The 18,291-nt window shown below is 58.3% G+C and carries 15 protein-coding genes and 1 tRNA gene; all 16 read left to right on the forward strand.

Annotation, left to right across the window (positions count from 1 at the left end):
• Nucleotides 1–73: 73 nt before the first annotated feature.
• On the forward strand, nucleotides 74–760 hold the full coding sequence (locus SFLMC1_RS05820; protein ID WP_152074887.1) for an N-acetylmannosamine-6-phosphate 2-epimerase: 687 nt from the start codon (nucleotides 74–76) through the stop codon (nucleotides 758–760).
• A gap of 101 nt (nucleotides 761–861) precedes the next feature.
• On the forward strand, nucleotides 862–1,782 hold the full coding sequence (rapZ, locus tag SFLMC1_RS05825; protein WP_022094878.1) for an RNase adapter RapZ: 921 nt from the start codon (nucleotides 862–864) through the stop codon (nucleotides 1,780–1,782).
• 6 nt (nucleotides 1,783–1,788) lie between these two features.
• Entirely contained in the window at nucleotides 1,789–2,718 is a 930-nt protein-coding gene (whiA, locus tag SFLMC1_RS05830) for a DNA-binding protein WhiA (protein WP_152074886.1), read from the forward strand.
• Nucleotides 2,719–2,911: 193 nt separating this feature from the next.
• Nucleotides 2,912–3,937, forward strand: coding sequence for a type I glyceraldehyde-3-phosphate dehydrogenase (gap, locus tag SFLMC1_RS05835; RefSeq protein WP_152074885.1), 1,026 nt, complete (start codon nucleotides 2,912–2,914; stop codon nucleotides 3,935–3,937).
• Between the two features lie 139 nt (nucleotides 3,938–4,076).
• A complete protein-coding gene (locus SFLMC1_RS05840) occupies nucleotides 4,077–5,267 on the forward strand; it encodes a phosphoglycerate kinase (protein ID WP_022094881.1) in 1,191 nt (396 codons plus the stop codon).
• Nucleotides 5,260–6,027 (forward strand): triose-phosphate isomerase, encoded by a 768-nt coding sequence (gene tpiA, locus SFLMC1_RS05845; RefSeq protein WP_152074884.1) that lies wholly within the window; start codon nucleotides 5,260–5,262, stop codon nucleotides 6,025–6,027. The genes SFLMC1_RS05840 and tpiA overlap by 8 nt, the downstream gene beginning before the upstream one ends.
• Before the next feature lie 5 nt (nucleotides 6,028–6,032).
• Entirely contained in the window at nucleotides 6,033–7,586 is a 1,554-nt protein-coding gene (gpmI, locus tag SFLMC1_RS05850; protein ID WP_152074883.1) for a 2,3-bisphosphoglycerate-independent phosphoglycerate mutase, read from the forward strand.
• A 165-nt stretch (nucleotides 7,587–7,751) separates the two neighbouring features.
• A complete protein-coding gene (secG, locus tag SFLMC1_RS05855; RefSeq protein WP_152074882.1) occupies nucleotides 7,752–8,006 on the forward strand; it encodes a preprotein translocase subunit SecG in 255 nt (84 codons plus the stop codon).
• A 292-nt stretch (nucleotides 8,007–8,298) separates the two neighbouring features.
• Complete coding sequence (locus SFLMC1_RS05860) at nucleotides 8,299–9,975, forward strand: ABC transporter substrate-binding protein (RefSeq protein ID WP_226798306.1); 1,677 nt, start codon at nucleotides 8,299–8,301, stop codon at nucleotides 9,973–9,975.
• 157 nt (nucleotides 9,976–10,132) lie between these two features.
• On the forward strand, nucleotides 10,133–11,170 hold the full coding sequence (locus SFLMC1_RS05865; protein WP_152074880.1) for an ABC transporter permease: 1,038 nt from the start codon (nucleotides 10,133–10,135) through the stop codon (nucleotides 11,168–11,170).
• 14 nt (nucleotides 11,171–11,184) lie between these two features.
• Nucleotides 11,185–12,120, forward strand: coding sequence for an ABC transporter permease (locus SFLMC1_RS05870; RefSeq protein WP_152074879.1), 936 nt, complete (start codon nucleotides 11,185–11,187; stop codon nucleotides 12,118–12,120).
• Nucleotides 12,121–12,122: 2 nt separating this feature from the next.
• Nucleotides 12,123–13,214 (forward strand): ABC transporter ATP-binding protein, encoded by a 1,092-nt coding sequence (locus SFLMC1_RS05875; RefSeq protein ID WP_152074878.1) that lies wholly within the window; start codon nucleotides 12,123–12,125, stop codon nucleotides 13,212–13,214.
• Nucleotides 13,215–14,243: an ABC transporter ATP-binding protein gene (locus SFLMC1_RS05880; RefSeq protein ID WP_152074877.1), complete on the forward strand. Its 1,029-nt coding sequence runs from the start codon at nucleotides 13,215–13,217 to the stop codon at nucleotides 14,241–14,243. It abuts the gene before it with no gap.
• A gap of 590 nt (nucleotides 14,244–14,833) precedes the next feature.
• Nucleotides 14,834–14,923 (forward strand) — tRNA-Leu (locus SFLMC1_RS05885).
• Nucleotides 14,924–14,982: 59 nt separating this feature from the next.
• On the forward strand, nucleotides 14,983–17,328 hold the full coding sequence (locus SFLMC1_RS05890; RefSeq protein WP_152074876.1) for a GAF domain-containing SpoIIE family protein phosphatase: 2,346 nt from the start codon (nucleotides 14,983–14,985) through the stop codon (nucleotides 17,326–17,328).
• Nucleotides 17,329–17,409: 81 nt separating this feature from the next.
• Nucleotides 17,410–18,156 carry an anti-sigma factor antagonist gene (locus SFLMC1_RS05895; protein ID WP_152074875.1) on the forward strand — a complete coding sequence of 249 codons (747 nt, stop codon included), beginning with the start codon at nucleotides 17,410–17,412 and terminating at the stop codon, nucleotides 18,154–18,156.
• The last annotated feature ends 135 nt before the right edge of the window (nucleotides 18,157–18,291 follow it).

Below are 18,291 nucleotides of genomic sequence, written 5' to 3' on the forward strand. Positions count from 1 at the left end.
GGTACGCGAGCGACGGTTTGAACGTCAAGGTGCGGTGCCTCAGAAGGCCGTTTTGAGAAAGGTTGAGATCGAAATGGCCGTTGATCCTTTGATTCAGTCTCTGAAGGGTAAGCTCGTCGTGAGCGTTCAGGCGTATATGGGCGAGCCGCTTCGTACGCCCGAGACCATGGCTCAAATGTCTCGTGCTTGCGAGCTCGGCGGCGCCGCCGCCATTCGCTGCCAGGGCCTTGCCGACATTGCCGCCATTAAGGGTCGCTGTGAGGTTCCTGTTATCGGCCTGTGGAAGGATGGCCACGAGGGCGTTTATATCACGCCGACGCTGCGTCACGCTCGCGCCTGCGTTGCGGCGGGTGCCGATATCGTGGCGATCGACGCCACCGATCGTCCGCGCCCCGATGGCAAGTCGGTCGAGGATACCTTCCGCCCGCTGCACGAGGAGGGCGTGCTCCTGATGGCGGATTGTGCCACCATCGAGGACATTCGCCGTGCGGTTGATATGGGCTTCGACCTGGTATCCACCACGCTTTCTCATGGTGTTGCCGCTATCGATTGCACCATGGCCGACGGTCCCGATCTGCCGCTCCTGCGCCAGGCGACCGAGGAGTTTCCCGGCCTTCCCATCATCTGCGAGGGCCGCGTGCATACGCCCGAGGAGGCCCGTGCCGCGATTGATGCAGGCGCCTGGGCCGTTGTCGTGGGCACCGCCATTACGCACCCCACGAGTATTACGAGTTGGTTCAAAGCTGCGCTTGAGGCGTAAGACGGACCTCGTATCCGCTCGGGGCGGTATACTCAATAAAGGCAATTGACCGCGCGGGATCCGGGTTGCTGGGTCCCGCGCTTGTTTTTAGGAGGCAGCACATGCAAAAGGGAGATGCCATGGATGCGGCGGAGCGCTCGGAGCGCATCCCCGATATCGTCATCATCACCGGGATGTCCGGATCGGGCCGCACACAGGCCATGCACGTGTTCGAGGACATGGGCTACTTTTGCATCGACAACTTGCCTCCGCGTCTCATCGCCCAGCTTGCCGAGCTCGTCGGCATCAATACGGGCGTGGGCAGGCATCTTGCCGTCACCTGCGACCTGCGCAGCCAGGGCTTGTTCGATGAGCTGCTCGATGCGGTCGCCGCGCTCGAAGAGCGCGAGATGAGCTGCGACATCGTGTTTCTCGAGGCCTCTGACGAGGTGCTGATTCGCCGCTACAGCGAAAATCGTCGCCGCCATCCCATTGCCAAGCCGGGGGAGACGACGGCCGATGCGATTCAGCGTGAACGTCTGCAGCTACAGGGCGTGCGCGACCGAGCCGATATGATTATCGACACGAGCCGTCTGCGCACCTCTGCCCTGCGCAACAAGCTGCGTATGGCGTTCTCCGAGTTGTCCGACCAGCAGCTCATGGACGTCCACGTGTTCTCGTTTGGCTTTAAGCACGGCATGCCCGTCGAGGCGGACATTATGATCGACGTCCGCTTCCTGCCCAATCCGTTCTACGATCCCGAGATGCGCACGATGACCGGTCTCGATAAGAAAGTCTCCGACTTTGTTCTGGACCATCCCAAGACCCAGGAGTTTTGGAAGGCCTGGACGCAGCTACTCGATACGGTCATGCCCGGCTATATCGCGGAGGGCAAGCCGCAGCTTTCCATTGCCATCGGTTGCACGGGCGGCCAGCACCGCAGCGTTGCCATCGCCGAGGCCACGGCACGTTATTTGGAAGGCGCCCAGTATCACGTGAGCATTTCCCATCGCGACCTGTCGCGCGCCAACACGAAAGCATAGGCCTGCATGTCGTTTACCGCCGAGGTGCGTGACGAGCTCGCGCGCTGCGAACCCGAATGTGAATACTGCGATTTGTCGACGCTTGCCGCCCTGACGCGCGTGAGCGGTACACTTTCGCTGGCCGGCTCCGGGCGGTATCGTTTGACGGTCGCGACCGAGACGGGCGCCGTCGCGCGCACGATGATCACGCTGACGCATCGCATCCTTAAGCTCAAAACGGAATTCACCGTTCGTAAATCGGTTTTGCACAAGGTCCGTAACTATCTCATTACCCTGCCCGATCAACCCGACCTGGACAAGGCTCTGGTGCTGCTGGGCATTCTCGAGCGCAGGGGAGGGCTCGTCGCTGGTGTTCCCCGGCACGTCGTTGCCCGTCCCTGCTGCAGGCTTGCCTACATCCGCGGCGCGCTCATCGCCGGCGGTTTCGTGGCCGATCCCCGCGGCGACTTTCATTTGGAGATCGCGGTGCAGGGCGAGCAGTATGCCCGGGGGATTTGTGATCTATTGGAGCAGATTGGGGTCCATGCGCGCGTTAACGCGCGACGTGGATCCTTTGCCGTCTACATTAAGAGCGCCGAGGAGATCGAGCAGCTCCTAAAGCTGGTCGGCGCCAAGCGCAGCGTTGCCGAGATCGAGGAAGCGCGCGCGGTAAAATTGGTTAAGAACGACGTAAACCGTCGCGTGAATGCCGAGCTGGCCAATCAGACCAGAAGTGCGGGTGCCGCCCAGCATCAGCTTGCGTTGATCGATGAGCTCGAACAGCGGGGTTTGCGTGACACGCTTCCGGACGCCTTGGCGGTCTTTTGTGACCTGCGCGAGCACTATCCCGATCTGTCGCTGCGTGATTTGGGGGAGATGGCTGACCCTCCCTTGTCGAAGTCGGCCCTCTACCATCGAGTTTTGAGGCTTGAAAAGCTCATTGAAGCGAGCAGGTAGTTTAAAGCGCCTGCTTATATAGGGATTGAACTGCTGTTTTACTCTTTAAAACGTTTTAACGCAAATTTGATTTTCAATTTCGAGCATTCTCGTGAAATTCAAGTCAAAAAAAAGGTATATTAGGCGAGTGGTTAGTTTGTGGGCCTCAACGGCGGGCGCTGTAGCTTGCGGGGGCCTTACGAAAGGAGACACAATGGCAGTAAAGGTTGCTATTAACGGCTTCGGTCGCATCGGTCGTCTGGCTTTCCGTCAGATGTTCGGTCATGAGGGCTCCGAGATCGTCGCTATCAACGACCTCACCTCTCCCGATATGCTCGCTTACCTGCTGAAGTACGACTCCACGCAGGGCAACTACGCTCGCAATCACGAGGTCGTTGCTGGCGAGGATTCCATCACCGTTGACGGCAAGGAGATCAAGATCTACAAGGAGGCCGACGCCAACAACCTGCCTTGGGGCGACCTCGACGTCGACGTCGTTCTCGAGTGCACCGGCTTCTACACCAGCAAGGCTAAGGCCCAGGCCCACATCAACGCTGGCGCCAAGAAGGTCGTCATCTCCGCTCCGGCCGGCAATGATCTGCCCACCATCGTGTACAACGTCAACCACGAGACGCTGACCGCTGAGGACAACATCATCTCCGCTGCTTCCTGCACCACCAACTGCCTCGCCCCGATGGCCAAGGGTCTGAACGACTTCGCCCCCATCGTGTCCGGCATCATGACCACCATTCACGCCTGGACCGGCGACCAGATGCCGCTCGACGGCCCGCAGCGCAAGGGCAACAAGCGTCGTAGCCGTGCCTGCGCCGTTAACATCGTCCCCAACACCACCGGTGCTGCCAAGGCTATCGGCCTGGTCCTCCCCGAGCTCAACGGTAAGCTCATCGGTGCCGCCCAGCGCGTCCCGACGCCGACCGGCTCCATCACCAACCTCTACGCTGTCGTTGACAAGAAGGTCACTGTCGACGAGGTCAACGCCGCTATGAAGGCCTACGCTGCCACCATCTCCGAGACCTTCGGCTACAACGAGGACGACATCGTCTCCACCGACATCATCGGCGAGACCCACGGCTCCATCTTCGACGCCACTCAGACCATGTGCTCCGACCTTGGCAACGGCCAGACCCTCGTTCAGGTCACCTCTTGGTACGACAACGAGAACTCCTACACCTCTCAGATGGTCCGCACCATCAAGTACTTCGAGAAGTTCGTTGCCTAATTTGGCTTTTGCGAATAGCTCGTTGAGCGTCTAAAGAAGGGCGCGGCCTTATAGGGCTTACACCCTAGGGTCGCGCCCTTTTTATAAGAAATCGTCTGCCGTAATGGGAGGCAGACACGTACGAAAGGTAGAAGCAAACATGGCCTTTACCAAGAAGACCGTCCGCGACATCGATGTCGACGGCAAGCGCGTTCTCGTCCGCGTTGACTTTAACGTGCCTATTAAGGATGGCGTCGTTGGCGACACCACCCGCATCAAGGCTGCCCTGCCCACCATCAACTACCTCGTTGAGCACAACGCTCGCGTCATCCTCATGAGCCACCTCGGCCGTCCCGATGGCACCGGCTTCCAGCCTGAGCTCTCCCTTGAGCCTGTCGCCAAGAAGCTCGCTGAGCTCTCTGGCCTCGATGTTGCCTTTGTCGCCGACACCTACGGCGAGAAGGCTGCCGAGGCTGTCGCCGCTGTCGAGCCGGGCAAGGTCCTCGTTCTCGAGAACGTCCGTTTCGACAAGCGTGAGAAGAAGAACGATCCCGAGATCGCCAAGAAGCTCGCTTCCTATGGTGACGTCTTCGTTCTCGATGCCTTCGGCACCGCTCACCGCGCCCAGGGTTCCGTCGTGGGCCCCGCCGCTTACCTGCCTGCCGTCGCCGGCTTCCTGCTCGAGAAGGAGGTCGACACGCTGACCGGCATCTTCGCCGAGCCCGAGCGTCCTTTCGTCGCTATCGTCGGCGGTTCCAAGGTTTCCTCCAAGATCGGCGTTCTCGATCACCTCATCGACTCCGCTGACACCCTGATTATCGGTGGCGGTATGGCCTACACCTTCTTCCTGGCTCAGGGCCTGTCCGTTGGTCAGTCCCTCAAGGAAGAGGACTGGGTCGAGCGCGCCGGCGAGATGCTCAAGAAGGCCGAGGAGAAGGGCGTCAAGATCCTGCTCCCCATCGACAACCGCGTTGCCGATCACTTTGGCGAGGACGCTGTCCCCGAGGTTGTCGCTTCCGACGCTATCCCCGACGATCGTGAGGGCATGGACATCGGCCCCAAGACCGAGGAGCTTTACGCCGAGGCCGTCAAGGGCGCCAAGACCGTGTTCTGGAACGGCCCCATGGGCGTCTTCGAGTTCGACAACTTCGCTCACGGCACCCAGGCTATCGCCGAGGCTGTTGCCGAGGCCGACTGCACCTCGATCATCGGCGGTGGCGACTCTGTCGCAGCTGTCAACAAGTTCAACCTGGCCGACAAGATGAGCTGGATCTCCACCGGTGGTGGCGCTTCCATGGAGCTCGTCGAGGGTAAGGCCCTGCCCGGAGTGGAGGCGCTTCTCGATGCCTAATCGCACCCTTCTTATCGCTGGCAACTGGAAGATGAACAACGACGTCGCCGAGGCCGCCAAGCTCGCCGACGAGCTGGCTCAGGCTCTGCCCGAGGTTCCGGCTGGCGTCGAGGTACTCGTCTGCCCTCCGACCATCGACATCACCACGGTTCATGACCGCATTCAGGCTGCCCCCATCGCCCTCGGTGCACAGAACGTGTACTGGGAGGCCAAGGGTGCCTTCACCGGTGAGTCCTCTTGCGACATGCTCAAGTCCGCTGGCTGCACCTACTGCATCATCGGTCACTCCGAGCGTCGCGACTACTTCCACGAGACCGACGAGGACCAGAACAAGAAGGCCAAGGCTCTCGTTGCCGCCGGTCTTGTTCCCGTCTTCTGCTGCGGCGAGTCCCTCGAGGTCCGCGAGGCCGGCACCTATGTCGAGCACGTCGTGAACCAGGTCAAGGCTGGCCTTGCTGGTCTTGAGATCACCTGCCCCAAGCAGATCGTCGTCGCTTACGAGCCCATCTGGGCCATCGGTACCGGCAAGACCGCTACCGCCGAGGACGCTCAGGAGGTCTGCGGCGCTATCCGTGAGACTCTTAAGGAGATGTTCGGCGAGGAGCTCGCCGATGGCATCCGTGTTCTCTACGGTGGCTCTGCCAAGCCTGGCAACATCGCCGAGCTCGTCGCCAAGCCCGACGTCGACGGCGCCCTCGTGGGCGGCGCTTCGCTCAAGGCTGCCGACTTTGCCTCTATGGTTGTTAAGGCAGGCGAGTAGGTCATATGGCACAGCGTCATCTTCCTGCACTCCTGATTATCATGGACGGCTGCGGCCTGGCCCCGGACGACGGCGAGAACGCCGTCGCCGCTGCCAAGACGCCTTTCCTCGATAGCCTGTATGAGAAGTATCCCCACACCACGCTCGGCGCTTCGGGCGAGGACGTGGGCCTTCCTGACGGTCAGATGGGCAACTCCGAGGTGGGTCACCTCAACATCGGTGCCGGCCGCATCGTGTTCCAGGAGCTTTCGCGCATCAACAAAGCCATCCAGGACGGATCCATCGCCAAGAACGAGGTTTTCGTCAAGGCTATGGATGATGTCAAGGCCGAGGGCAAGACCCTTCACCTTATGGGCCTTATGAGCCCTGGCGGCGTTCACTCCCACATGAACCACGTCGAGGCTTTGGTCAAAATGGCTGCCCAGCATGGCGTCAAGACCGTTCGCGTCCATGCCTTCATGGACGGCCGTGACGTCGACCCGCAGTCCGGTGCCGGCTACATGAGCGAGTTCTGCGCCTTCCTGGCCAAGATCTCCGAGGAGACCGGTTGCGACGCTCGCGTTGCCACCGTCTCGGGCCGTTATTGGGCCATGGACCGCGATAACCGCTGGGAACGCATTCAGCGCGCCTACGACGTCATGGTCAATGCGTCCGATGCCGATACCGACCCCGTTGCCGGTATCAAGGCCTACTACGAGAAGGATCCGCGCGGCGACGAGTTCGTCGAGCCCTTTGCTGCCCACAATGAGGGCATCCATGAGGGCGACGCGGCTATCTTCTTCAACTTCCGTCCCGACCGCGCCCGTCAGATGACCCGCGTGTTCACGGACAAGGAGTTCGACGGCTTTGAGCGCGAGCAGATCAAGCTTTCGCATTTTGTGACGATGACCGAGTACGATCCGACGTTTGATGTGGAGGTCGCCTTCCCCAAGACGTTCCCCGAGAACGTCCTGGCCGACGTCATCGCCGCCAATGGCCTGAAGCAGCTGCACACCGCCGAGACCGAGAAGTACGCCCACGTGACGTTCTTCCTCAACGGCGGCATCGAGGAGCCCAAGGAGGGCGAGGAGCGCGTACTCGTCGCTTCCCCCAAGGTTGCTACCTACGATCTGCAGCCCGAGATGAGCGCTCCCGAGGTTACCGAGAAGCTCGTCGCCGCTATTAACGAGGATCGCGCTGATTTCTACATCGTGAACTTCGCGAACTGCGACATGGTTGGCCATACCGGCGTGTTCGATGCTGCCGTCAAGGCTGTCGAGGCCGTTGACGATGCCCTGTCCAAGGTTGTCCCGGCGATTCTCGCCAAGGACGGCTTTGCGCTGATCACCGCCGACCACGGCAACGCCGACCACATGTTTGACATCGCTTCCGACGGTTCCAAGCATCCGTTCACGGCTCACACCACCAACCGTGTGCCGTTCATCATCGTTGATGAGAAGGCCAAGCTCACCGGTATCGAGGACGGCCGTCTTTCCGATATCGCTCCGACCATGCTCACCATGGCCGGTCTTGAGCCTTCCGCCGAGATGACGGGTCGCGTGCTCGCCACCGAGGCCTAAGAGAAAGCTCCAAGCGTTTCTTTGCAAAGGGGGTTGCCCATATTCGGGCAACCCCCTTTTTGGTATTTCTGCCATTTCTACCCCGTCCCCAAATGGCAGGTGGGGGAGTGTCGGGGGTTGTGGTACAGTACTGGCGTTTGAATTGTTCTATTAAGGAGCTTATCTATGGGTCCGTTCCAGATTCTTCTGTTTGTCGTTTGGGCTGTCTCTGCCGTGGCGCTGACGATTCTCGTCCTGATGCATTCCGGTAAGGGCACCGGCGTTTCGGATATAATCGCTAGCTCGCTGTATAACTCCAGCTCTGCCACGGGCGTCATGGAACAGAACCTCGATCGCCTGACGGTAATTATGGCCATCGTTTTTGCCGTGTGTGTCGTCCTGTGTATGTTCTTCTTCCCGCAGGGCATCGTCGGCTACTAAGTACGAACCACATAAATACATGAAAGGGTTCCGCAGTGCGGGACCCTTTTTGTTTACAAATTTGTAACAGAGCCAAAATATCCCCACATACTTCGCCCAACTAAAGAAATTCTCGACCGTTAACCGGAATCAGCGCCAAATCGTGCATAAAATGCGCTACTGTATTGCAAAACGTTGTCCTGTTGTGCATAACCAGCCATAGCAGCGGGCGGCGTTTTGATGGTTCGGATCGGATTGTCTCGACATATGTCCGGCTGAACATTTCTTTGTCCTATCTCATAAGGAGGATGGCATGGCTGATTCTATGTTCCACCAGCCCGTTATGGGTCGTCGCGCCTTTGTCGGCGGCACCCTTGCTGCGAGCTCCATGGCTTTTCTTGCCGCATGCGGCAAGAAGGGCGGCGACGCTTCCGGTTCTGAGTCCGGTTCGACGCTGAACTTCTACATCAACAACCCGGTCTGCATCGACCCCTACAACGTCCAGGAGGATCAGGGCACTCAGGTCGAGTACCAGCTGTTTGACGCTCTGACCGAGTACGACTTCGAGAAGGGCGAGATCGTCCCGCTGGCTTGCGAGTCCTTCGAGGCCAACGACGACGCCACCGAGTTCACCTTCAAGCTCAAGAAGGCCAAGTTCCATAACGGCGACGACGTCACCTCCAAGTCCTTCAAGCTTGGCTGGGAGCGTCTGGTCAACACCAAGTCGGCCATCGCTAAAGAGTATGGTCCTTCCGAGATCTCCTATCACCTTTCCATGGTCGAGGGCTATGACGATCTGGTCGCTGGCAATGCTACCGAGCTGACCGGTGTCACCTGCCCCGATGATAAGACCCTCGTCGTTAAGTTGTCCTCTGCTTACGCCGATTTCCCCTACGTCGCCTCTCATCCGGCTCTGTCCCCGGTTCCCGAGTGCGCCGAGTCCGATGCCAAGTCGTTCTACCTCGCCCCGATCGGCAATGGTCCCTTCCAGATGGACGGCAAGTGGGAGGATGGTCAGGAGATCAACCTCAAGAAGTTCGACGATTACTATGGCGACAAGGCCAAGATCGACGCCATCCACTTCCAGATCATCAAGGACGTTGAGACCGCTTACAAGGAGTTCCAGGCTGGCAACCTCGATGTCTGCGACGTTCCCGTTGCACAGATCGATGCCGCCAAGAAGGATCGTGGCGAGTCCAAGGATGGCTACACCATGGGTGACGGCCAGCATATGCTGCTCGGCGCCGCGCCTGCCACCTACTATCTGGCCTGCAACAACACGGCCGAGCCGTTCAACAACGCCGACCTGCGCAAGGGTATCTCCCTTGCTATCAACCGTGAGGCCATCTGCAAGACCATCTTCAAGGGTACCCGCACCCCCGCCGACGGTATCGTTCCTCCGGGAATCGCCGGCTACAAAGAGGGCGCTTGGGAGTTTGCTGCCTACGACGTCGACAAGGCTAAAGAGTACCTCGATAAAGTTGCTCCTGCTGGCGCCAATGGCGACCGTGGCATTAACGTGACCCTGTCCTACAATCAGGACGGTGGCCACAAGGAGATCATGGAGTCCATTATCGGCGACCTCGCCAAGGTTGGCATTAACGTTACTTCCGATACCCCCGAGTGGTCTGCCTTGCTCGAGCAGTATTCGAACATGAACTATCAGTTTGGTCGTCTGGGTTGGACCGCTGACTATCCGATCATGGACAACTTCCTGTACCCGCTGTTCGACTCCGACTCTCTCGGTGGCGACAACAAATCCGGTTACAATAACCCCGCGTTTGATGCCAAGGTCAATGAGGCTCGCACTACCGTTGATGACAAGGAGCGTATCGCCAAGATGCAGGAGGCCGACGCAATGGTCTCCGCCGACTGCCCGGTCATCCCGGTGATGTTCTATACGCACACCCTCGCCGGCTCCGATCGCATCAAGCACCTCTATGTCGATCCGCAGAAGCACGCCGATCTGAGTACCGCTGAGCTCGCCTAAGGGTTTTGCAGCTTCCATGATGGTCAAGTTTTTACGTAGACCTCATGGGAAACATACAGTTCTCCCTAACCTAGGGTAGACTGGCTTGTGGTAATTTTGGGATGCCGGTCTGGCGATCGGCATCCCATTTAGGTTAATCCCTAGATAGGGGAGTGGTATGGGTAAGTACATCGTTAAACGTGTGCTTCAGTTCATCCCGGTATTTTTGGGCGTTACGCTGATTCTGTTCGCCCTCCAGAATATCGTGCCGGGAGATCCGATCAAGCTGATCGGTGGAGACAAGGCTCTGTCCCCCGAGGTGGAGCTTCAGCTTCGCGTCCGCTATCACCTGGTCCAGTCGGACGAGGACGGCAACGCGATCCTTGACGAGAACGGCGACCCCGTTCAAACGTCGCTCGTGGACCGTTACTTGTATTACATGAACGGCCTGCTTCATGGCGATTTGGGCAATTCGTATCAGCGCAAGCTGCCGGTTACGGAAATCTTTGCCCAGAAGTATCCGTATACGATCAAACTTGCCGCGTGCGCCATCGTACTCGAGGCAATCATGGGTATCGGTGCGGGTATCATTTCGGCGGTAAAGCGTTATTCCTTCTGGGATATTTTGGTAACGCTCACCACGTCGATCCTCGTTGCCGTCCCGGCCTTCTGGCTCGGTATGTTGCTGCAGCTGTTCTTTGGCGTCGTGCTCAAGGACGCCACGGGCGGTGCGTTCTCCATGCCGATCTCGGGTGCCGGCGGTGCCAGCTCTCAGTATCAAGATTGGATGCACTATGTGCTTCCGACCATTACGCTGGCTTCGGTTTCGACCGCCTATGCCGCCCGCATTATGCGCTCGCAGCTGCTCGACGTCATGAACCAGGATTACATCCGTACGGCAAAGGCCAAGGGACTCTCCAATCGCGCGATCATCATCAAGCATGCGCTTAAGAATGCACTCATCCCGGTCGTTACCTATATTGGTGTCGACTTTGGCGCCATGCTTTCGGGCGCCATCCTGACCGAGACGGTCTTTAACTGGCCCGGCATCGGTTTTGAGGTCTACCGCGCTATCAGCATGCGCGACTGGCCCGTCGTGATGGGCGGCGTTACGCTCATCGTCGTCGTCGTTATGGTGATTAACCTGCTCGTCGACATCAGCTATGCATTCCTCGACCCGCGCATCCGCCTTGGCGGTCCGTCGGATAAGGCCTAAGGGAGGTACGTCTCATGCAGGAAACTGATTCTCAGTCTCAGGAGCAGGCTACCGCCACCGAGGCCGCGTCTGCTCCCGCTAAGTCCCGCACACTGTGGGGTGACGCTTTCAAGCGTCTTCGTAAGAACAAGCTCGCCGTCATCGGCGTCTGTTGGATCGTCATCGTCGTTCTCATTGCGCTGACTGCCGATCTGTGGGCCCAGCCTTGGCTCGGTTCTCCGACTGCCTCCGACTCGACCACCATGGCGAAGACGGCGCTTATGGCTCCGTGTGCCGAGCATCCGTTTGGCACCGACGCTCTTGGCCGCGACATTTTGGTCCGTGTTATCTACGGTGCACGCGTTTCGCTTTCCGTCGGTATTATGGCGACTGCCATCTCGACGGTCATCGGTCTAGTCATGGGCGCCCTCGCCGGTTTCTACGGCGGCATCTGGGATACGATCATCATGCGCTGTGCGGACATCTTCCTGGCGTTCCCGTACGTGCTGTTCGTCGTCGCCATGATCGCCGTCATCGGCCGTGGCCTTCAGAACGTCTTTATCGCCATCGGTATTCTCGGCTGGCCTTCGATTGCGCGTGTCTTCCGCTCTGCAATTTTGACGGTCAAGGAAAACGACTATGTTGACGCTGCGCGCGCGATGGGTGCATCTGATGCTCGTATTGTCGTGCGTCACATCTTCCCGAACTCCGTTGCCTCCATCGTGGTCTACGCGACCATGAATATCGGTGGTGCCATTCTGACCGAGTCCGCTCTGTCCTACCTTGGGATGGGCGTTATTCCGCCTACGCCTTCTTGGGGCTCGATGATTCAGGACGGTCAGCAATATCTGATGACCGCCCCCTGGATGATGATCATGCCCGGTCTGGCAATTCTTACGACGGTGCTCGCCTTCACCCTGCTGGGTGACGGTCTGCGCGACGCCCTCGACGTCAAGATGAAGGACGCATAAGGATGAAGAAGAACAAGAACTATGTGGACCTGAAGGACCAGCCGGTTCCCGAGGGCCAGCATCTGCTCGAGGTCGATGACCTTAAGATGTATTTTCATACCGAGGATGGCGTCGTTCGCGCTGTCGACGGTGTGTCCTACACGCTCGATCGCGGCGAGACCCTTGGTGTCGTCGGTGAGTCCGGCTCCGGTAAGTCCGTGACCGCCATGACCATCATGGGCCTTATCTCGATGCCTCCGGGAAAGATCGAGGGCGGTGACGTTCGCTATCGCGGTCGCTCCATCCTCGAGATGACCGAGGAAGAGATGCAGCACATTCGCGGCAACGATATCGCGATGATCTTCCAGGATCCTATGACCTCCTTGAACCCGGTCTATAAGATCGGCAAGCAGGTAGGCGAGGGCCTTCGTCTGCACCGTGGCTACTCCAAGCAGGAGGCACTCAAGCGCGCCACCGAGCTTTTGGAACTCGTTGGCATTCCTGAGCCCGAGAAGCGCGTCAATGAGTATCCGCACCAGTTCTCTGGTGGCATGCGTCAGCGTGTCATGATCGCCATGGCCCTTGCCTGCGACCCCGATATTCTGATTGCCGACGAACCCACGACTGCTCTGGACGTTACCATTCAGGCTCAGATTATTGAGCTTATGCAGGAAATGCAGAAGAAGAACGGCAACGCCATCATCATGATTACCCATGACCTGGGCGTTGTCGCCGATATGGCCGACAAGATCATGGTTATGTACGCCGGCCGTCCCGTCGAGTTCGGTACTGCTGAGGAAATCTTCTACGAGAGCCGCCATCCCTACACCTGGGGCCTTATCCGCTCCATCCCGGAGCAGGCTATCGATGAGAAGAAGCCGCTGACGCCGATTCACGGCAACCCGCCTTCGCTCATGAACCTGCCCGAGGGCTGCGTGTTCTCGCCTCGTTGTCCCTATGCGACCGATAAGTGCCGCAAGCAGCGCCCCGAGCGTGTTGTCATCGAATCCGGTCACTATTCTGCGTGCCACTACGCCGGCGACCCCGAGTTCCTCAAGAACGCTCCTGAGACGTCCCGTACGCGCAGGGATTTCAAGAAGGGAGGCGAGGCGTAAATGGCAGACAAAAACACGCGCACTCCGCTGCTGAAGGTCGAGCACCTCTCTAAGGAGTTCCCTGCAGAGTCCGGCATGTTCGCCAAGCGTTTTTCCAAGCGCGTCGTCTCTGCTGTAAATGACATCTCTTTTGAGATTTATCCTGGCGAGACCTTTGGTCTGGTTGGCGAGTCTGGTTGCGGCAAGTCCACGACGGGCCGCACCATCATGCGCTTGACCAAGCCGACCGCTGGTAAGGTGTTCTTCCAGGGCAAAGATGTTGCCGAGATGAGCAAGCACGAGATCAAGGACATGCGTCGTGAGATGCAGTTTATCTTCCAGGATCCTTATGCTTCGCTCAACCCTCGTATGACTATCGGCGAGATCGTCTCCGAGCCCATGACCATCCACGGCGTGGGAACCAAGGAGGAGCGCATTGAGCGTGTCCGCGAGCTTCTCGACGTTGTCGGACTGAACCCCGAGCACATCAACCGCTATCCTCATGAGTTCTCTGGCGGTCAGCGTCAGCGTGTCGGCATTGCCCGCGCATTTGCGCTGAAGCCCAAGCTGATTATCTGCGACGAGCCGGTTTCCGCTCTGGATGTATCCATTCAGGCCCAGGTTTTAAACCTGCTCAAGGAGCTCCAGGACAAGTTTGGCACGGCGTATTTGTTTATCGCCCACGACTTGTCCGTCGTGCAGCATATCTCCGATCGCGTTGCCGTCATGTATCTGGGTAAGATGGTCGAGGTCTCGGACTGGAAGACGCTCTACAGCGAGCCTCACCATCCGTACACGCAGTCGCTGCTGTCTGCCGTGCCGGTTCCCGATCCCGATATCCAGAAGACCCGTAAGCGCATCATTCTCGCTGGCGATCCGCCGTCGCCGCTGGATCCGCCGACCGGCTGCCGTTTCCACACGCGCTGCCCGATCGCGCAGGGTATCTGCTCCGAGAAGCTTCCCGAGTTTAAGGAAGTTGCCCCGGGCCACTGCTGCGCGTGCCACTTCGCGGAGCCGTTCCCGATCAAGGAATCGCACATCGACCTGTAGTCGGTTGTTCTCGTCCGGGCCCGCCCTGGTGTTACTTTTCAGAACGTCCTCGGACATGTCGGAAGCCCCGCTGCGCGCTACGCGCTGCGGGGCTTCCTCCGTCCTGCGGGATGTTCTGAAAAGTAACACCAGCGCGGGCCCTACGTTAACGCGGCAGTGGGGAGTGTGATTCCTTGATCGCTCACTTAATCTAAATAGAAATTGAGCGAGGCCGGAGCTTTCGCTCCGGCCTCCCCATATAAGGGCTCGGCAAAGCCGAGCCACTAAATTCTTGTCAGCCCCAGAATATGTTTAGGAACTATGCCTGGAGTACGTGCCCCTAGGGCAGGAATGAGGTTGCTTTCCAACGCATTCCGCAGGGGGCGGCATTATTTTGTAGCGCGAAGCGCGGATCAAAATAATGCTGCATGCCCGAGGACGCGTTGGAAAGCAACCTCATTCCTGCCCGAACAGGTCAGTCTACCTGCGCATTTACAAATTCGTAAACTTTTTTGAAAAAAGTGCTTGCACAGTTCTCGAATCATAGGTTATTATCTACCTCGTTGAACGCGCGGGTCCAACAGAACGAATCGCGATCAACAACATAGCATGTCGGAGTGGCGGAATTGGCAGACGCGCTAGCTTGAGGTGCTAGTGACCGCTTTTTGGTCATGCGGGTTCAAGTCCCGCCTCCGACACCATCGCATTTGAAAAGCCTCTTTGGAGGTTTTTTTGTTACCGATAGACGGTGAGGTTCACGATGGAAACGCTTGAGCGCAACGAGTGGGCAGACGTTGCCCAATTGGTCGAGATTACGAGCGATGCTGTCATTGTCTGTGAGCTTGACGGAACCATTTTGCATGTAAATAATCGTTTGCTCGACTTGATGTGCGAGGAGCGTTCCGATGTGATCAACGGAGATGTTAAAGACCTCCTGTACTCGTCGGCATTTGAACGCGCGGCAGCGCATCGTCTTCCTTTTGAGATCAATGGAACAAAGAGCGAGTTGATGCTCAAGCTGAGTGACGGCTCATTTATTCCCGTCCTGGTGTGTGCCGGCTCGGTTACACCGTCTCGCATCTTTGGCCGCCGTGCACCGCGTGTTCTGGTGGCGCTCCATAGCATCGAAGAACAGTATTCGCACGACCGCCAGCTCAAGCGTGCACTTTCGGAACTGAGAGTGGCGAATAAGCGCCTCTCGGGCACGCTCTCGGTCATTATGAGCACGGTGGGCTCCGATGAGCTGCCTAGTTTGTTAGATACCGTTTTGAACCAGCTTGTAGGAACCCTCGATGCCTCGGGCGCTGCCATTTATTTTTCTGAGAGCGGCGGTTTTAAGCTTCGCGGTGTTTCCAAGGAGCTGCATGGCAGCTACCTGCCCGAGTTTCTGCCGTATGGCGCTGGCATTCCGACGTATGTTCTTCGCGAGTCGCGTGCCTGTCGCTTGTCGATTCAACAGGACCTCGAGGGCGATAGGGCCGCCTCCGGTATGTTCATGGACCTGGACAATCGTTCTAAGCACCTGTTGCGCGTGCAGGATATGCCTCCGTACCGCAGCGAGATCTGTCTTCCCGTTTTTTACGGTACGCAGATCCTTGGCGTGCTGGAAGTTGGTTGGAAACGCCCCCAGGCACCGCTCGCCTATGACGTTAATGTGCTCGAGGTTATTTGCGATTACCTGTCTATCCAGCTGGTCGGCATGGCATCGAGCCTTCGCTCTCGTCGCACGGCCGAGCTTGGCCGCTCGCTCAATGTCTTGCGTGATGAGTTGTTTACCTTTCTAGACGATCCCGCCGCGGCTACCCAGGCGGTATCGTCCGAGATCTGCAATATGCTCAACTGCCATTTTTGTCCTGTTGAGTATGACGCCAGTCTGGATTCCTACGTCATAGATTTTGAAGGCGGCAGTCGCGTTGCTTTGCCGGACGATCCCGAGAAGCTTTTCTTTTCCACGATGGCGCCAGCGGCACGTCTGGGGGCTGGCCCTGATGGCTTTGAGGCATCTGTTTTGGGCGGCACGAGTGCCGAGGACCTTAAACACGTCCGTATAACGCGCGTTGACGAATCGATGCCTATGGGAGGCTGGCTTAGGGCACATGGCCTGCCTTGTCAAGGTCTCTACGTCGACACCGGCATCGAGGCGGGGCGCCCGCGCTCTGAGGGTGATGGCAAGCACAGTAACGACGCGATTGTTCCTGCTTCCGTTGCGAAGAGGCCGACGACGCGCGCCTTGCTGCTCCGTGATGGTAGCCAAGAGCCGATTGATGACCTTGAATACGACTACTTGGTGCACTTGGCGCATGACTTTGAACTGATCTACGAAGGAGAATCTCAAAAGCGCGAGGAGTGCCATATCGCTCAGACCCTCCAGATCGGCATGAGAAATTCCCTGGGGGATGTTCCGGGTATCGCAACCGATTCGGTGTACCTGTCGGCCACGAACTCGGCGTTGGTCGGCGGCGATTTCTATACGCTCATCCGTCTTCCCGACGATTGCGCCGTCATGATTCTGGGTGATGTGTCTGGCAAGGGCATTGAGGCCGCATCGATGTCCGCGCTCGTCAAGACGGCCCTGACGGCCTATGCCTGGGAGGGCGCTGGACCGACCCGCATGGCACGCTCCCTTAACAGCATGCTCATGGGCTTTTCGAGGGTCGAGACGTTTGTGACGGCGTTTATCGCCAAGATCGATCTTAAAGCGGGTCGCGCTACCTATTGCTCTGCGGGACATCCTCCCACTATGGTCATTAGGCCGTCGTCGACGCCGCTTGGTGGCGGCGAGACCTGCGGGGGAGAAGTGGAGCTCCTTGGGTGCCAATCGGGCGTGATCGGTGCCTTTGAGAGCATGGTGTACGAGACAGGCGTGTTTACGTTCGCCCCCGGTGACATGCTCTTCATGTATACGGATGGAACGATTGAGGCCCGCGACCGCACCGGAGCGTTCTTTGGCGAGCAGCGCTTGCGTGATCTTCTGCTTTCTGTTTCGGGGGAGGGCGTGTCGGGCATTTGCGGCAAGGTCTTGGGCGAGCTTGACCGATTTACCGAATCGGCGCTGGACGATGACATCGCGCTGGTCTCCCTTGAGTTTTTACGAGGTCGATTGTAGGCCGCGGCGTTTGATGGGCAAAATCTGCGCAGTTGCAGATACGTATGCATCGAGCGAGCTCTTTTGGGGAACCATGGTCGTATGAATGAGTGGAATGACATAGCGGTTTTGACGCCACCAGGCGATATCGACATCGCCACGGTGCCTGCGCTGCGTCGGCGGTTGGATGCTTTGATTGGCCGCGGCGTGCGTCGTGTCGTCTTCAACTGTCAGGCTGTTAGCTTTATCGATTCGACGGGCTTGGCATTTCTGCTTACGCACGCTCGTGAGCTCATGAGACGAGAAGGCCTGCTTTCGCTCGTCAATGCATCAGATGAAGTTGTTCGCTTTTTGAAGATTGCTCGTCTTGTCGATATCCTTCATGTCGCAGGGCCGGCACGGGAGTCTATTCCCGCCATTCCGGTGGGGGAGCTGCCTCGCTGGAGTAAGAGCGTCGAGGTCCGTCAGGGTATCGAGAATCTTCCATACTACCGACATCGCATCGCCGAACTCCTTGAGTCGCTTCCGTTGCGCCGTGACGAGCGCTACGATGTCGCGTTGGCGTCGGGGGAGGCGCTGGGTAATGCCTATGATCATGCGGGCGGTATCGGGTGCATCCTGACGGTTCAGGCCTATGGCGATCGCGTTGTGATTGAGGTGCTTGATCGAGGTGCCGGCTATTCTATCGATGAAACGAGCGAGCCGGTCGCATCTGAGGAGCGCGGCCGTGGTATCAAGCTTATGCGTATGCTCGTCGATAACGTGGAGGTTGGTCGTCGTACGGACGGCGCCGGCACGCGCGTGCAGATGGTGAAGATGTTTAGTGGAGCGCTGGAATCGCGTGCCTAGCCAATCGCTTTAGCGCGTTTAGCCACTAAGAACATGCGGCAGACAACTTTTTTGAAAAAAGTACTTGCGTCTTTTGGACAACTCGCGTAAATTAATAACCCGCAAGCGGACATGGCTCAGTTGGTAGAGCACAAC

This window comes from Collinsella aerofaciens (assembly GCF_901212495.1).
Taxonomy (GTDB): domain Bacteria; phylum Actinomycetota; class Coriobacteriia; order Coriobacteriales; family Coriobacteriaceae; genus Collinsella; species Collinsella aerofaciens_H.

Excerpts from the sequence above, each read along its gene's own strand:
- SFLMC1_RS05820 (WP_152074887.1), top strand. The coding sequence starts at position 74 with ATGGCCGTTGATCCTTTGATTCAGTCTCTGAAGGGTAAGCTCGTCGTG.
- rapZ (WP_022094878.1), top strand. The coding sequence starts at position 862 with ATGCAAAAGGGAGATGCCATGGATGCGGCGGAGCGCTCGGAGCGCATC.
- whiA (WP_152074886.1), top strand. The coding sequence starts at position 1,789 with ATGTCGTTTACCGCCGAGGTGCGTGACGAGCTCGCGCGCTGCGAACCC.
- gap (WP_152074885.1), top strand. The coding sequence starts at position 2,912 with ATGGCAGTAAAGGTTGCTATTAACGGCTTCGGTCGCATCGGTCGTCTG.
- SFLMC1_RS05840 (WP_022094881.1), top strand. The coding sequence starts at position 4,077 with ATGGCCTTTACCAAGAAGACCGTCCGCGACATCGATGTCGACGGCAAG.
- tpiA (WP_152074884.1), top strand. The coding sequence starts at position 5,260 with ATGCCTAATCGCACCCTTCTTATCGCTGGCAACTGGAAGATGAACAAC.
- gpmI (WP_152074883.1), top strand. The coding sequence starts at position 6,033 with ATGGCACAGCGTCATCTTCCTGCACTCCTGATTATCATGGACGGCTGC.
- secG (WP_152074882.1), top strand. The coding sequence starts at position 7,752 with ATGGGTCCGTTCCAGATTCTTCTGTTTGTCGTTTGGGCTGTCTCTGCC.
- SFLMC1_RS05860 (WP_226798306.1), top strand. The coding sequence starts at position 8,299 with ATGGCTGATTCTATGTTCCACCAGCCCGTTATGGGTCGTCGCGCCTTT.
- SFLMC1_RS05865 (WP_152074880.1), top strand. The coding sequence starts at position 10,133 with ATGGGTAAGTACATCGTTAAACGTGTGCTTCAGTTCATCCCGGTATTT.
- SFLMC1_RS05870 (WP_152074879.1), top strand. The coding sequence starts at position 11,185 with ATGCAGGAAACTGATTCTCAGTCTCAGGAGCAGGCTACCGCCACCGAG.
- SFLMC1_RS05875 (WP_152074878.1), top strand. The coding sequence starts at position 12,123 with ATGAAGAAGAACAAGAACTATGTGGACCTGAAGGACCAGCCGGTTCCC.
- SFLMC1_RS05880 (WP_152074877.1), top strand. The coding sequence starts at position 13,215 with ATGGCAGACAAAAACACGCGCACTCCGCTGCTGAAGGTCGAGCACCTC.
- SFLMC1_RS05890 (WP_152074876.1), top strand. The coding sequence starts at position 14,983 with ATGGAAACGCTTGAGCGCAACGAGTGGGCAGACGTTGCCCAATTGGTC.
- SFLMC1_RS05895 (WP_152074875.1), top strand. The coding sequence starts at position 17,410 with ATGAATGAGTGGAATGACATAGCGGTTTTGACGCCACCAGGCGATATC.